We start from the raw sequence: 13,525 nt of genomic DNA on the forward strand, positions 1-13,525 counted from the left end.
TCGAACATTTGCAAAAAGGACATCTTCAATGACCGGATTTGGCGTTCATTCCGAAATAGGCAAGCTCCGCAAGGTTATCACCTGCCAACCGGGTCTGGCGCATTCCCGCTTGACGCCGGCGAATGCCGACGCGCTTCTCTATGACGACGTGCTGTGGGTGCAGGAAGCGCGCACCGACCACGCTGATTTTCGTATGAAAATGAGCGCAAGAGGGGTCGAAGTCTACGAGTTTCACGACCTGCTCGGCGCTGTCCTCGCGATCCCCGAAGCGCGGGCATGGGTTCTCGACCGGCGGATCTCAGAGGATCAGGTCGGGCTTGGCATGCTGAGCGAGCTACGCGCCTGGCTAGACGAAATGTCACCCAGCCAGCTCGCCATACACCTGATCGGCGGCATTGCCGTTCATGAACTGCCCTTCAAGGCGCATGACATGTTCGGCAGCTATCTCGGCCCGGACGGGTTCGTCATCCCGCCGCTCCCGAACACGCAGTTCCCCCGCGACAACAGCTGCTGGATCGGCAACGGCCTTACCCTGAACCCAATGTTTTGGCCCGCGCGGCGGCCGGAGACGCTGCTTGTGGCGGCCGTCTACAAATTCCATCCGCTGTTTGCGAGTGAAGATTACCAGATATGGTGGGGGGATCCGGACACTGACCATGGCCCGGCCACACTCGAGGGCGGCGACGTCATGCCTTGGGGCAATGGCACAGTCCTGATCGGTATGGGCGAGCGCACCTCACCGCAAGCCGTGGGTCAGGTCGCTCGCGCGCTCTTCCGCGGCGAGGCGGCACAACGGGTTATTGCCTGCCAGCTACCGCGATCGCGCAGCGCCATGCACCTCGATACGGTTTTTTCCCACTGCGAGCGCGATGTTGCGACCGCCTTCGTCGAAGTGTGCGATCAGATCCAATGCTACAGTCTGCGGCCCGGAGACAGTGCTGACCAGATTGATTTTCGCAAGGAAGAAAAGCACCTCTTTACCTTGGCTGCGGAGGCGCTGGGCCAGAAGAAACTGACCATCGTCGAAACCGGGGGCGACGCCTATGCGCAGGAACGCGAGCAATGGGACGATGGGAACAACGTCGTCGCGATCGAGCCGGGCGTCGTCGTCGCCTATGATCGCAATACGTCGACCAACACCTTGCTGCGCAAAGCCGGCATCGAGGTCATCACGATCCGAGGCTCCGAGCTCGGGCGGGGTCGCGGTGGTGGCCACTGCATGACCTGTCCGGTCTGGCGCGACCCGGTCGATTTCTAACTTTCGCTCCCCTGACATACCGACAATCGAGACATTTTATGGCCTACAATCTTCACGGACGCAGTTTCCTGAAACTGCTCGACTTCGACCAGCGGGCGGTGCGTCACCTGCTCGACCTGTCGCGCGATCTCAAGCGCGCGAAATATGCCGGTACCGAGCAGCAGCATCTCAAGGGCAAGAACATCTGCCTGATCTTCGAGAAGGCGTCGACACGTACAATGTGCGCTTTCGAAGTTGCGTCCATGGACCAGGGGGCAGGGGTCACGTACCTCGGGCCGACGGGTTCCCAAATCGGCCATAAGGAGTCGATGAAAGACACGGCTCGTGTGCTCGGCCGCATGTACGACGCGATCGAGTATCGCGGTTTTGCGCAGGAGAAGGTCGAGGAACTCGCCGCCCATGCCGGCGTGCCGGTGTTCAACGGTCTGACCGACGAATTCCATCCCACGCAGATGCTGGCTGATCTGATGACGATGCGCGAGCATGCCGACAAGCCGCTTGGCGACATCTCTTACGCCTTTGTCGGCGACGCCCGGAGCAACATGGGGCATTCGCTCATGATTGCAGGCTGCCTGATGGGCATGGATGTACGGATCGGCGCGCCCAAGAGCCTCTGGCCGAGCGATGACTATTTGCAGCCTGCCAGAGCATTTGCCGACCAATATGGCGCGCGGCTTACACTGACCGAGGATCCCGTCGAGGCGGTGGAGGGCTGCGACTTCGTCAATACCGATGTCTGGGTTTCGATGGGGGAGCCCGAAGACGTCTGGCAGGAACGCATTGAGCTGCTTTCACCTTACCAGGTAAACACCGCACTCATGCAGGCAACCGGCAACGCCGCAGCAAAGTTCATGCATTGCCTTCCTGCCTTCCACAACACCGAAACGAAGGTCGGAAAGGAGATCTTCGAGGCCCACGGTATTGCCGAAATGGAAGTCACCGACGAAGTCTTCGAATCGGCGGCCGGAATTCAGTTCGAACAGGCCGAGAACCGGCTTCATACCATCAAGGCGATCCTTGTCGCCACGATCGGGACCTGACGCCATGCGCATCGTCGTCGCTCTGGGTGGAAACGCGCTCCTGAAACGCGGCGAACCACTTACCGCGGAAAACCAGCGCGCGAACGTCCGTATTGCTGCGGCCGCGCTTGCGCCGCTCGCCGTGGAGCACGAACTCATCATCTCGCACGGCAATGGACCTCAAGTCGGCCTGCTCGCCTTGCAAGGTGCCGCTTACAAGCCTGACGAGGCGTTTCCGCTCGATGTGCTCGGCGCCCAGACGGAAGGCATGATCGGCTACATCATCGAGCAGGAGCTCAAGAACCTCCTCCCCGCCAGCCAACAGCTCGCCACGATTCTGACCATGGTCGAAGTCGACCCCCACGACCCGGCCTTTGACGAGCCGACTAAGTTTGTCGGGCCGATCTATGACCAGGACCATGCTCTGCGCCTTGCAGAGGAGAAGGGATGGGCGATGAAGCAGGATGGTGACAGTTGGCGCCGTGTTGTCGCATCACCCACCCCCAAAAGCATCGTCGAACGCGAACCGATCCAATGGCTTATTGAGAAGGCGGCGATCGTCATCTGCGCCGGGGGTGGGGGGATCCCGGTCGCCGAGGGTCCGGATGGACATTATGCCGGCGTAGAAGCTGTGATTGACAAGGATTTTGCCAGCGAGCTGCTGGCACGAGACCTCGAAGCCGACCTGCTGGTGATGGCCACCGATGTCGATGCAGTGTATCTCAATTGGGGCAAGGCCGGTCAGCGCGCCATCCGCTCGGCTTCGCCCGACGCGGTCGATCTTGGTGCCTTTCCCGCAGGTTCTATGGGCCCAAAAGTGCGTGCGGCCTGCAATTTCGCTGCAGCGACCGGAAAGAAAGCTGCAATCGGCGCGCTGAGCGATCTGCAGGCGGTCGTCAACGGCGATCGCGGAACGACGATCAGTATGCAAGGCAGTGGCATCGAGTTTGCGGATCCCGATCCGTCGGAGGAGCGTTGACGATCGGTGATCCAGCGCGCCTAAGGTAGCCCGACCGTGGTCGCCAAACGCGAGCGATGCGATGACCGCAACATAGCACGAAGCCGATTGATCGGCTGCTTGCGAGTGTAATCCCGGCTTCATGGAGGCGTCTGCTCTTGAAAGACGCAAGAATGCGGAGATGAATGGGCAAGACAGGTTCAAACGGAGCGGCGAGCAACGCAGCCGACAAGGACGGCTCGACGGAAGGCGTGCGCCGCCGAGATTTTATCCATATCGCGCCCGTTGCGTTCGCGGGAACCGGTGCCGCCGCGGCGATCTGGCCGCTTATCGACAGCATGAACCCATCGGCCGATGTGGTCGCACAGGCGAGGATCGAAGTCGATTTGCAACCCATCGAGCCAGGTCAACGTATCACTGTGAGCTGGCGCGAGCAGCCGGTGTTCATTGTGCGGCGCACAGCTGAAGAGATCGCGCGAGCCAAAGCCGACGATGCCTCTTCAGGGCTGATCGATCCAGAGACGGACGCTGCGCGCGTGCAGCGACCAGAGTGGCTCGTGGTCGTGGGCGTCTGCACGCATCTTGGCTGCATACCGTTGGGACAGGGAGTGGGCGAAAACCGCGGAAGATATGGGGGATGGTTTTGTCCCTGCCACGGCTCGATCTACGACAATTCCGGGCGCGTGCGGAAAGGGCCGGCACCGAAGAATTTGGTCGTTCCGCAATATGTCATCAGCGACGATCTAAAGCTCTCGATCGGCTAATGACCTTGGGGGTGAGCCGGGGCCGCCTCGAATTCGAGCCAAAACTGGGCCGAGAGCAGCAAGAAGTTTTGCAACCATGCACTGGACCTGCACACCAGGCAGAACACGTAATTCTTGAGGAGACACCCACCGCGTACCCCTCCTTTCCACCCGCCTGAGCTGGCGCTGTGGCGCGGGCATACCAGACTGAAAACTCAGGGCACAAATCGCCTTCGGTGAGACCAAAGCAGCCTGTCCGGCGCCCTACAAACTAGCGCACCGGCTCACCCATCCGGGGGGAAGGAGGAGCGTCGGTCTCTCTACGCAGAAAGAACATCACGACGATCACGCTCATCGCTGCGGCAAAGAAGCACCACACCGATATGAACCAGGTGAGATAGAACGCGCCTGCCGCAAGAAAGGAGACGATTGCGCCGACCCCGAACCAGTTTACCCAGCGATGGCTGGATAGCAGCGGGCTGACACAGGTACCCAAGACATACAGTGTCATGACGATGCCAACGTAGAAGTGGGGGGATTCGTAGTCGATATGACCGTCGCCGGCTGTCGCGACGATTGGCAGGCGGATAAGGAAATAGAGTAAGTAGAGTCCAACCAGGGTTCCGCCTATCGCCGTCGCCAAGAGGGCCTTTCGGCGCCAGGCTACCTTCTCGAGCATATAGACCGCCACCGGGACGTAGATTGGCCACAGAACATGTGAAAAGATCGAATAGAGATAGGTCAGAACCGTCTTCAGTACCGGCGCCTTGTCAGGAAATGTCAGCCACAGTGCGCCCTCGATCAATTGCTGGACGCCAAACAGAACCGGAATCAGCGCGTAGGGTCTCTCGCGGCTATTGCGCGCCATTCGCATTGTGAAGGCACCGGTTGCCAACAGCACGGTGCCGGCGGCGAAACTCGCTGTGGCGGAAAAACACATTCAGTCTACCCTCGCTGGTTGGATGCCTGAGGATTTCTTCGTGCACCCATGTTACACACTGGCCGAGTACCAAGCTTGCCGCGCGCTGTAATTATGATTTCAACTCGACCATGGTCTCGCTCGCAAGTACGGACGTCTGTGCACCGCGAGGCTTACAAAGCCCGAAGGGACCAAATGACAAGAATCAGACCCCTGGGTAATCTGGATCGCTTGCGAAGTAATACAAAGGGATCTCTTGACGGTCATTGATCCAAGTTCGCTGTTCGGCGTGACGATCCATAGGCTGGACCTGCGCATCCCACCATTGTGGGCACCGGGATGGAAGGCTATTGCTTAACCTACTATGCCAGCGCGTCTTTCCGCAATCTTTGTGATGCTTCTTTGGGCGTCCTGCTATCCGCTCATAACGGTCGGTCTCGACAGCGCGCCCCATCTCACCTTCGCCGTGCTGCGCGCGGTTCTTGCAGGCACCACGTTACTGGCGGTCGGTATCATTCTCAGAAAGCCCTTTCCGCGCGATGGAAGCATCTGGGGATGGATCATTCTTGCCGGTCTCGGCATGACGGGGCTGGGTTACTACGGGATGTTCCACGCTGCGGAGTTCGTTTCGCCCGGCCTTGCAACCGTCATCGCCAACAGCCAACCCCTCATCGCGGCAGGTCTCGCCTTTCTGTTTCTCCGCGAGCGCCTGTCCTCCAAAGGCTGGATCGGGCTATGGCTCGGCTTTGCGGGAATCCTCATTATTGCTGGCCCGCGAATTCTCCAAGGTCCGCTGGCGCTCTCAACCGGCTTTGCATATGTGCTGCTTGCGGCCTTCGGCGTTGCCGTGGGCAACATCGCCATCAAGAAGCTCTCGGGGCGCGTCGACGCAGCGATCGCCATGGGCCTTCAACTCCTCATCGGCGCTATCCCGCTCGCGTTTCTGGCTTTGCTTACCGAAGATCAGGGGCAAATCGACTGGTCGCCGGTTTTCATCGCAAGCCTGCTTGGGTTAGCGATCCCAGGTACAGCCCTCGCATTCTGGCTGTGGCAATATACGCTCGGCAAAATCGAACTCTCGAAGGCCAATGTATTCAGCTTCCTGGTGCCCGTTTTCGGTCTAACGATCGGCGCTGCCTTCTTTGGTGAAAGGCTTACACCCCTGATCATCACGGGCACAGCAATTGCAACCGCGGGCGTATGGCTAACGACCGTCAAATCATCGAGTGACGTTCAGCCAAAAGCGAAAGGAGCCGAGGACGGGCGCGCTTAAGGGATGCTCTTCGTCAAAAAATTAGGTGGCGATGGGCTGCAGCAAAGGGCGGGCGATGACTTCGTTGGCGGATGCCAAAGCTATAGCTCCTCAAGCGCGCTCGAAAGCCCGGACAATCGGGTCGCCAGGGCCGCAGCAATGCTGTCATGAACAGGTTCGGCGAAGTCCACCGGCATCGCTTCGCGCGCTACCGTCGGCGCATCACGTGCCCGGTCCATTAGTTCGCTGATGGCTGCACGCATGAGGCCTGTGCCAAGCCCCGCTGACTTGCCCGACTGGACAAAATGCCGACCGGTCACCCCGTTCAGCCGGTAGTGATGGTTGGTGCCTGCGGACATCGCGAGGGGGAACCTGTTCTGCGCAATCTGGTCGGAGTCGACGGCCGGTTGGGCCGAGAGCACATCGTAGAAGAGGATCTGGCTCTTGAAAAGGGCGGCTGCGTCGGCTTGCGGATCGTCAGCACCGCGCAGCAACAGGCCGAAGATATCCTTCATGTTCGGGCCGCCATCGCTCTGATATTTGTGCGTGGGCGGATAGCCGAGTGCTTGGCAGCAGTCCTCTTGCGGCAGACACAGGATTTGCTTGGCGTTGCGCCAGTGCCTGTGGAACCGTTCGACGACGAGAACTCGGCGCTGGCCGACGGTCGCGATCTCTGTCGCTGCGACCGACAGGCCGAACGCCTTCATCAGCGTCATGCAATAGTGCTCGTTGTCGACGCTGTTCGACATGTCGATCATCCCGTCGGCGCTGGGTATCTGTCCAAGTTCCGGCTTCAGGATGTAAGTTGTCGGGGTCACACCGGCCGGTCGGTGCCATTTTCCATCGATGCGAAGCAGGGCCGTCTTTTCCTGCGCACCCGCGACCGAGATCCTGAATTCCTGCTCCCGATCGACGCCAAGTGGAGCCTGCGCAAGATCGGCGAGGAGCGCCTCGACCTCGGTCTCGCTGACCGGTTCGCTTTCGATGTCGGCAGTCTGCGCTTGATCTGTTCCTTCGGGCAGGAACCGCATGGCACCGACGCAATCGCGTCCGATGGCTTCGAGCAGACTATAGAAGTCGGTGCCCTGGGCACCCATGCGCGCCGCCACGCGGCGGCGTGCTGCATTCCTGTCCGGGAGAAGATTGTCGAACACGGCGACGACCGGCGCGCCGCGATAGGCCGCCGGGGTCAGAGGCAGCGAGAGCGATACCGCGAAGCGATGCTCCCAAGCAAGCCACTCTTCGGAATATCGGAAACTGGTTGCACCGCTTGCTGCCCTTTCGAGACGGCCGACCAGCCTGCCGTTGATAAGTACATCGAGGGGCGCATGGGTCTTTTAGCGCGCCATTCAGAAGACGTCCTCGATCGATATGCTGCCGTTCTGACGCGGCACGATCTGGAGATCGAGGCCGAGGACTGCGATGACACTGATGAGCGTGTCGAGCCTGGTTCCTGCGCTTCCGTTCTCGATTGCCGAGATGGTTTTCTGCTGCGTGCCGGCGAGGGTGGCGAGCTCGGTCTGGGTCGGGCCCTTGCCGAGGCGATGGGTCTGGATCACGGCTCCGAGTTGACTGGGAGGCGTGACGATCTGGTTCATGGCGTCCCCCCACGCTCCGCTATCCCGCCAAGGGTATGCTGCATCCCGCCGCAACGAGGGGTTCCTCAATGGTTCCGGGCCAGGCGTTCCTGACGTTGGAGAGAGGCGTCTTGAACAGGATATGTCATCCGGCCAGGAGACGGACTTTCATTTTCGTCTCAGCCATCCGATCCTTGGCAGCCTGTTGGCCAGCAGAACAAATCCCGAAAGGGCAATGAACGTCCCTGCGATACCAAACAGGAGAAGCCACCAGCTGTTGATGCGGTCGCGCTGGGTCCAGTCCATGATGTGAAGGCCCCAGATGAAATCGAAGAGCCGCCAAGTATCGCTTCGCGCTGACAGGACCGTTCCGCTGGAAGCATCGATATAGACGCGCGTCGCATCGCGATCGTCATAACTGACCTGCCAGGCCGGGAAGGGGCCCCTGAATTCGGTCCCGACCTCGCGTTCGATAAGCCGCGCGGTGTGGACCGAGGTTTCCGGGCCAATCCAGGCGCGGCGAGCGATGGCGCGCGCCGTCGCGGCCGAGATGGGGGAGAGCAATCGTCCGCTACGCGGATCATGTAGCGTGACATCGCCATCCGCTCGCCGCACTTCGGTCACCACCTTGCCGTCGAGAGCACGTGTGGCAACCGAAACCACATCATCTTGCCTTTCCAGCCATTCGGGTAACTCGGCCCCGGCAGGCAATATTTGCGCAGACCGGGACACGACATGCTCCGAGCGTACCTCCTCCAGATCGAGAAAGGACATCAAGGCACCGGTGCCCATCCACAGCAGAACTTGCGCCCCGATCAGGAGCGCCAACCACTTGTGGAGCTTGCTGCCAAAGACATGCAAGCGCAGTTTGAGGGACCGCGAAGCCAACTGTCTCGCCGCTCCGTAGCGGGTCAGGGCCGCCGCGGCGCGCGCGAGGAGGAGTGGTACTGCACGATCTTCCAGCCCGATTCATCGTGCGAAAGGACCGAGGTCGCGACCCCGTCACGCTCGATCACGCGCCCGTCCTCGAGCTCGATCCGGTAGCCGTAGGTTTCGTAGCCATAGGCCATATGGCCCTTACGGGTCACCGTCAGCGTCGGGTCGGTGAAAGTAAAGCTTGTGATCGCGTCGAGCTCCGGACCGAGATGGTGCTCCATGTAATTGGCGAAACTCCCCTCGGCCTTGCCATTCTCGAAGATCGCGGAGTTTTCCGCAAACAGGGCCGACATGCCTTCGGCATCGCGCGACACCAATGCGGCGCGATAAGCCTCAAGAATATCTTCAGCGCCCGACACATCTTCGCTGGCCGAACCTGTCTTGTCGGAATGATGTGTCCCATGTCCGGAATGGTCCATGTCCTGCGCCCCAGCCGGCACTGGCGCCGCAGCAATGGCTAGTGCAACTACCCGCACTCGCAATAGAGTGTTCATCATGTCAGTTTCTTCTCCCTTGACCTAAAACCAGAACCGCACGCCGACGACGTAGTTCGTTACGCTGGGGTCCTCGCCGGCGGCCCTTGCGAAATCGCGGCTGTTGCCGATCTTCCATTCCTGGTCGATGCCGATATAGGGCGCGAATTCGCGCGCGAATTCGTAACGCAGGCGAATGCCGGCCTCAATCGTATCGATCCCTGCGCCGATCCCGAGTTCAGGAATGTCCTGTGCTGACAGCGCGATTTCGCCGCGCGGCTGCACGATCAGACGCTGTGTGATGAACTGATCGATTTCACCTTCAATTCGTGCGGTAAGATCGCCCTTGTTCGACAGAAATGCTGCTGCATCGACCTCGAACTCATAGGGAACGAGCCCTTGGATGCCCACAACCGCATGGGTGCGTTCAGGCCCGGTAAAATCCTGCCGCACGCCCGCCTGAAAATCGAAGAAAGGCGCAATGGCACGGCTCCAAAGCGCCTGCACTTCGGCGCTTTCAATGGTCTCGCCGAAGCTGCCTTCGCCTTCGGATTTGAACCAGAACTTGTTGTAGTCACCGCCATAATAACCCTGGACGTCCCACAAATAGCCGTCGTCGCCCTCGCGCAGGCGGTATTCGAGCCGGTCGCCCTGAAACCAGAATACCGGCGTTCCGCTCACTTCCTTGGTGACGGCCGCCCGAGACGCAGCCATTTCCTCTGCGCCGACAAAGGCATCGGCGGCAAAGGCGGGGCCCTGTAGCGCTTCAGGCGGGGGAGGGCCTTCCGGGATCGCCATATGGTCGGCGGATGCTCCATGGCCCATCGCGGAATGATCCATTTGCGACATGCCGCCCTCATCCTCCTTGCCGGTCATGGGCATCGCGCCATGCTGGGCCGCCCCATGATCCATGGCCGAATGATCCACTACCTCCGGATCTTGGACCTCCTCCCGAGGATGCTGCATCCGGGAGTGATCCATCTGCGGTTGATCCGGCGCATGGTGATCGTGCGCCTCGCTCGCAGCCACGTCGTCTTGAGCAGCTTGCCCGGCCTGGCTCTGCGGTTCGGCAGCCTGCGGATCGTGATCATGCTGCTGCGCCATCGCGGTTGCCGGAACCGCGAGCAGGGGGAGGGCGATCATCATGGTCGCGCGCTTCATCAGCCTTCTCCTCCCTCGAGCGGTCGGACCGTCACCACCTGAAACATTCCGTTATGCATGTGGTAAAAGAGATGACAGTGGAACGCCCAGTCACCCCGTTCATTGGCGGTCAGGTCGAATTGCGCACTGCCGCCGGGCTGGACCGTCAGCGTATGTTTGAGCGGTTGACGGTCGGCCGGGGCCCCGTTCACGAGCTCGAAGAAGTGTCCGTGCAAATGGATCGGATGCGCCATCATGGTGTTGTTGATGAGCTTGACGCGCACGCGCTCGTTATAGGCAAATTGAATCGGCTCGGTGATCTCGTCGAACTTCTTCCCGTCGAACGACCACATATACCGCTCCATATTGCCGGTTAGATGGATCGTCTTGAGCCGGCTCGGGCGCCGGTTGTCGGTATTGGGCTTGGCGGCGATAAGCTGGTTGTAATTGAGCACGCGGTGGCTCACATCGTCGAGCCCGAGGCCAGGAAAATCCATCCGGTCGATAGGATTCATGGCAACCGAGTCGATCCCTGGACCCACTTTCACATTAGGCGGAAGCAGTGATGTATCGCGCATGTTCATACCCGACATGCCGGCCATCCCAGCCATCTCGGATCCACCGCTGGAGCCATGATCCATTCCGGCCATGCCACCCGCGCCTTGATCCATGCTTGCCGCGGCACCGGCCGCAGCTGCACCGTGACCCGCATGCCCGTCTCCAGCAGCGCCTGCGCTATCGCCGTGCCCGGCCATGCCCATATCGGTCATGGTGAGAAGCGGCGGTTTACGCAGGGGCGGGACGCTGGCCCGGGCGCCGGGGCGACTGGCAAGGGTCGCCACGCCCATGCCCGAACGGTCGGTGGCCTCGGCGACGAGCGAATAGGCCTCGCCGCGCGGCTCGATGATCACGTCGTAGGTTTCAGCAACACCGATCTGGAACTCGTCGGTCTCGACCGGCTGTACGTTTTGGCCATCGGCCTGAACCACGGTCATCGGCAGGCCAGGGATGCGGATATTGAAATAGGTCATCGCGGCGCCGTTGATAAAGCGCAGGCGGACCCTCTCTCCTGGCTGGAAAAGGTATTCGAGATCGTCTTCGGGCCCGTGACCATTGATGAGGAAGGTGTAGGTCGCGCCGCTCACGTCGGAGATGTCGGTCGGCATCATCCGCATGCGCGCCCACATTCGGCGCTCTTCGCCGCTCATGTCGTAGTCGTCGGTCCAGGTGGTTTTGCCATAGTTGAAGTAGCCCTCGGCGACCTTGAGTTTCTTCATGATCGAATAGGGGCTCATGGTCGACCAGTCAGACAGCATCACGACATAATCGCGATCGTATTCATACGGTTCGGGCTCGATCGGGTCGACGATCAGGGGGCCGTAATGGCCAAGCGGCTCCTGCAGCGTATGCGCGTGCCACCAATAGGTGCCCGACTGGCGGATGGGAAACTGGTAACGATAGGTATCGCCCGGCTCAACAGCCGCCATGCTCACCCCGGGTACACCGTCCATAAGGAAGGGTACGAGCAATCCGTGCCAGTGAATGGAAGTGCCATGCGAACTCCGATTGAGGAGATCGACCGTCAGGTTCTGGCCTTCCTTGAGGCGCACCAAGGGTCCTGGGATGGTGCCATTCACGGCAACACCCGGCCCGCGGCGCGAGCCAGTGGTGAAGGTCGTGTCGGCGACGCTCATTGTAAGATGTTCGCCGGACAGAACGTCGCTCCCGCGGCGCGCGATCGTGCCATCGAGACCTCCGCGTGCCCACGCGGGCATTGCACCGGCAAGGCCAAGCATTCCGACCCCGCTTGCGCTAGACCCCAGAAATTTACGGCGATTGATCGCGACCATCGAAAGCTCCTGTATGAACGATACACCCTCAACTACGCAGGGCCCGGTTCTACCCCTCAAAAATTTTCCAGGCGGTCGCGCAATTTTTGCCGGGCACGATAGATGCGGGTCTCGATTGCCTTTTCCGACACGCCGAGAAGTTCGGCGGCCTCCGCCTGGCTGCGTCCGTCGATACTGACCAGTATGAGCGCTTCGCGAAGACGGATCGGAAGACGCTCGATTTGCTCCAGGAGCATTCGCAATTCCTGGCGCTGCATCGCGATCTCTTGCGGATCGGGGCCGTCGTCGACGATTGCCAGCGTTTCTGGGTCACTTTCCAATCCGAAAAAGCGCGCCGTTTTGCGTTTGCGCAGCCTGTCGCGGCATTTGTTGAGCACGACTGTCGTCAGAAAAGGGCCAACAGGACGGTCCGGGTCCAGGCGGTGCCGGGCGACCCAGACCGAAGCAAGCCCGTCTTGAACAGCGTCTTCGGCCTGATGCGGAGACGCAAGCATGCGTGTCGCCAAAGCAATAAGCCGCGCTATATGGGGTTCGACCAGCGTCCCATATGCTGCCTTGCTGCCCCTGCGGGCATCTTCGACCAGGGCGGTCTCGGACCGGCTTTGCGCCTGCGTCACGGAGGCCTAATCGCGCGAATTGCTGGTGAGCGCCTCGGAGACCTTGCGATCGAACAGGCGCTGCTGCTCGGGCTCGAGTATCTCGCGCATGTCGAAGACGTGTTGGACCGTGGCTTTTTGCAATTCGCCCATTTGCCCATGCACATCGTCGATCGCCGCGCTTACTTCGGGGCCATATTCGTGCTCGGCGTCCATCGCCTGGGCGAGCCTCGCATTCGCTGCGCGCAAAGACGACTCAAGCGCTGCGCGCTCGACAGCAAAGCGCGCTTCGAGGGTCTCAAGGCGCGAATTTTGGTCTTCGGTCAAAACCAGTTCCTCGTGCACGAACTGGTGCAGGCTGCCATTGTCTTCGTGGTTGAGCCAGCGATCGGCCGCGATCGCCCCCAAACATCCCGCGAGCCCGGCAAGAAGAACGGCAAGCAGGAGGCGTCCGTTCGTCAAAGTCTAGCTCCCGACATGCAGGAGAGCGGCGGGAGAAAGGTGCTCGTTCGACGCAAAATCATTATAGGCGGAACTCGCAGGTGAGCCCTGATTGTAGGGCATGATGGTCGTGCCGAAGCCTGCTCCAAGGCCGATGACGAACAGGCTGCAAAAGAGCGCGGCACGCCGGCGGCGATCGGCAACCTCGCCAAGCTGTCCGGCGCGCTGCCAGACACCATCCATGAAGTCTGACGGGTCATGCACAATATCATGCGCGGCCAGCTGTTTGAGCGAAGCATCGAGGGAAGGATAATCTGACATAGGCAACCTCTAACTGTTGTAACTCCTTTACGCCACAGCCCG

Annotated in this window: 15 protein-coding genes; 5 read left to right on the forward strand and 10 right to left on the reverse strand. The window is 60.5% G+C overall.

Features of this window, described 5'->3' with window-relative positions; all coding sequences use genetic code 11:
- Positions 1 to 28 precede the first annotated feature (28 nt).
- The 4 genes from LOZ74_RS06020 to petA all read left to right on the forward strand — a co-directional run bounded on the left by LOZ74_RS06020 (position 29) and on the right by petA (position 3,999).
- Positions 29 to 1,258 carry an arginine deiminase gene (locus tag LOZ74_RS06020; RefSeq protein WP_219148305.1) on the forward strand — a complete coding sequence of 410 codons (1,230 nt, stop codon included), beginning with the start codon at positions 29 to 31 and terminating at the stop codon, positions 1,256 to 1,258.
- 38 nt (positions 1,259 to 1,296) lie between these two features.
- On the forward strand, positions 1,297 to 2,298 hold the full coding sequence (gene argF, locus LOZ74_RS06025; RefSeq protein WP_219148307.1) for an ornithine carbamoyltransferase: 1,002 nt from the start codon (positions 1,297 to 1,299) through the stop codon (positions 2,296 to 2,298).
- A gap of 4 nt (positions 2,299 to 2,302) precedes the next feature.
- A complete protein-coding gene (arcC, locus tag LOZ74_RS06030; protein WP_219148309.1) occupies positions 2,303 to 3,256 on the forward strand; it encodes a carbamate kinase in 954 nt (317 codons plus the stop codon).
- Between the two features lie 164 nt (positions 3,257 to 3,420).
- Complete coding sequence (petA, locus tag LOZ74_RS06035) at positions 3,421 to 3,999, forward strand: ubiquinol-cytochrome c reductase iron-sulfur subunit (protein WP_230293286.1); 579 nt, start codon at positions 3,421 to 3,423, stop codon at positions 3,997 to 3,999.
- Between the two features lie 250 nt (positions 4,000 to 4,249).
- Here the strand turns inward: petA and LOZ74_RS06040 are convergent, their stop codons facing one another.
- Complete coding sequence (locus LOZ74_RS06040) at positions 4,250 to 4,918, reverse strand: DUF6629 family protein (RefSeq protein WP_230293287.1); 669 nt, start codon at positions 4,916 to 4,918, stop codon at positions 4,250 to 4,252.
- A gap of 343 nt (positions 4,919 to 5,261) precedes the next feature.
- Here LOZ74_RS06040 and LOZ74_RS06045 point away from each other — a divergent pair, with 343 nt between their 5' ends.
- On the forward strand, positions 5,262 to 6,170 hold the full coding sequence (locus LOZ74_RS06045; protein WP_230293288.1) for a DMT family transporter: 909 nt from the start codon (positions 5,262 to 5,264) through the stop codon (positions 6,168 to 6,170).
- An 80-nt stretch (positions 6,171 to 6,250) separates the two neighbouring features.
- Here LOZ74_RS06045 and LOZ74_RS06050 read toward each other — a convergent pair whose 3' ends face one another.
- From LOZ74_RS06050 to LOZ74_RS06090, 9 genes are all read right to left on the reverse strand, one after another.
- A complete protein-coding gene (locus tag LOZ74_RS06050) occupies positions 6,251 to 7,459 on the reverse strand; it encodes a HipA domain-containing protein (RefSeq protein ID WP_346034098.1) in 1,209 nt (402 codons plus the stop codon).
- Positions 7,460 to 7,498: 39 nt separating this feature from the next.
- Positions 7,499 to 7,747, reverse strand: a complete 249-nt coding sequence (locus LOZ74_RS06055; RefSeq protein WP_230293289.1) for a helix-turn-helix domain-containing protein — start codon at positions 7,745 to 7,747, stop codon at positions 7,499 to 7,501.
- 147 nt (positions 7,748 to 7,894) lie between these two features.
- Entirely contained in the window at positions 7,895 to 8,554 is a 660-nt protein-coding gene (locus LOZ74_RS06060) for a PepSY domain-containing protein (RefSeq protein WP_230293290.1), read from the reverse strand.
- 83 nt (positions 8,555 to 8,637) lie between these two features.
- The gene (locus tag LOZ74_RS06065) at positions 8,638 to 9,081 is read right to left on the reverse strand and encodes a nuclear transport factor 2 family protein (protein WP_230293291.1); all 444 of its coding nucleotides are present in this window, start codon (positions 9,079 to 9,081) and stop codon (positions 8,638 to 8,640) included.
- 99 nt (positions 9,082 to 9,180) lie between these two features.
- Positions 9,181 to 10,296, reverse strand: a complete 1,116-nt coding sequence (locus LOZ74_RS06070) for a copper resistance protein B (RefSeq protein WP_230293292.1) — start codon at positions 10,294 to 10,296, stop codon at positions 9,181 to 9,183.
- Entirely contained in the window at positions 10,296 to 12,125 is a 1,830-nt protein-coding gene (locus LOZ74_RS06075; RefSeq protein ID WP_230293293.1) for a copper resistance system multicopper oxidase, read from the reverse strand. The genes LOZ74_RS06070 and LOZ74_RS06075 overlap by 1 nt, the downstream gene beginning before the upstream one ends.
- A 56-nt stretch (positions 12,126 to 12,181) precedes the next feature.
- Positions 12,182 to 12,742, reverse strand: coding sequence for an RNA polymerase sigma factor (locus LOZ74_RS06080; protein ID WP_230293294.1), 561 nt, complete (start codon positions 12,740 to 12,742; stop codon positions 12,182 to 12,184).
- A 6-nt stretch (positions 12,743 to 12,748) separates the two neighbouring features.
- Entirely contained in the window at positions 12,749 to 13,183 is a 435-nt protein-coding gene (locus tag LOZ74_RS06085) for a periplasmic heavy metal sensor (RefSeq protein ID WP_219148329.1), read from the reverse strand.
- 3 nt (positions 13,184 to 13,186) lie between these two features.
- On the reverse strand, positions 13,187 to 13,483 hold the full coding sequence (locus tag LOZ74_RS06090) for a hypothetical protein (protein ID WP_230293295.1): 297 nt from the start codon (positions 13,481 to 13,483) through the stop codon (positions 13,187 to 13,189).
- Positions 13,484 to 13,525: the final 42 nt, after the last annotated feature.

This window comes from Croceicoccus sp. Ery5 (assembly GCF_020985325.1).
Taxonomy (GTDB): Bacteria; Pseudomonadota; Alphaproteobacteria; order Sphingomonadales; family Sphingomonadaceae; genus Croceicoccus.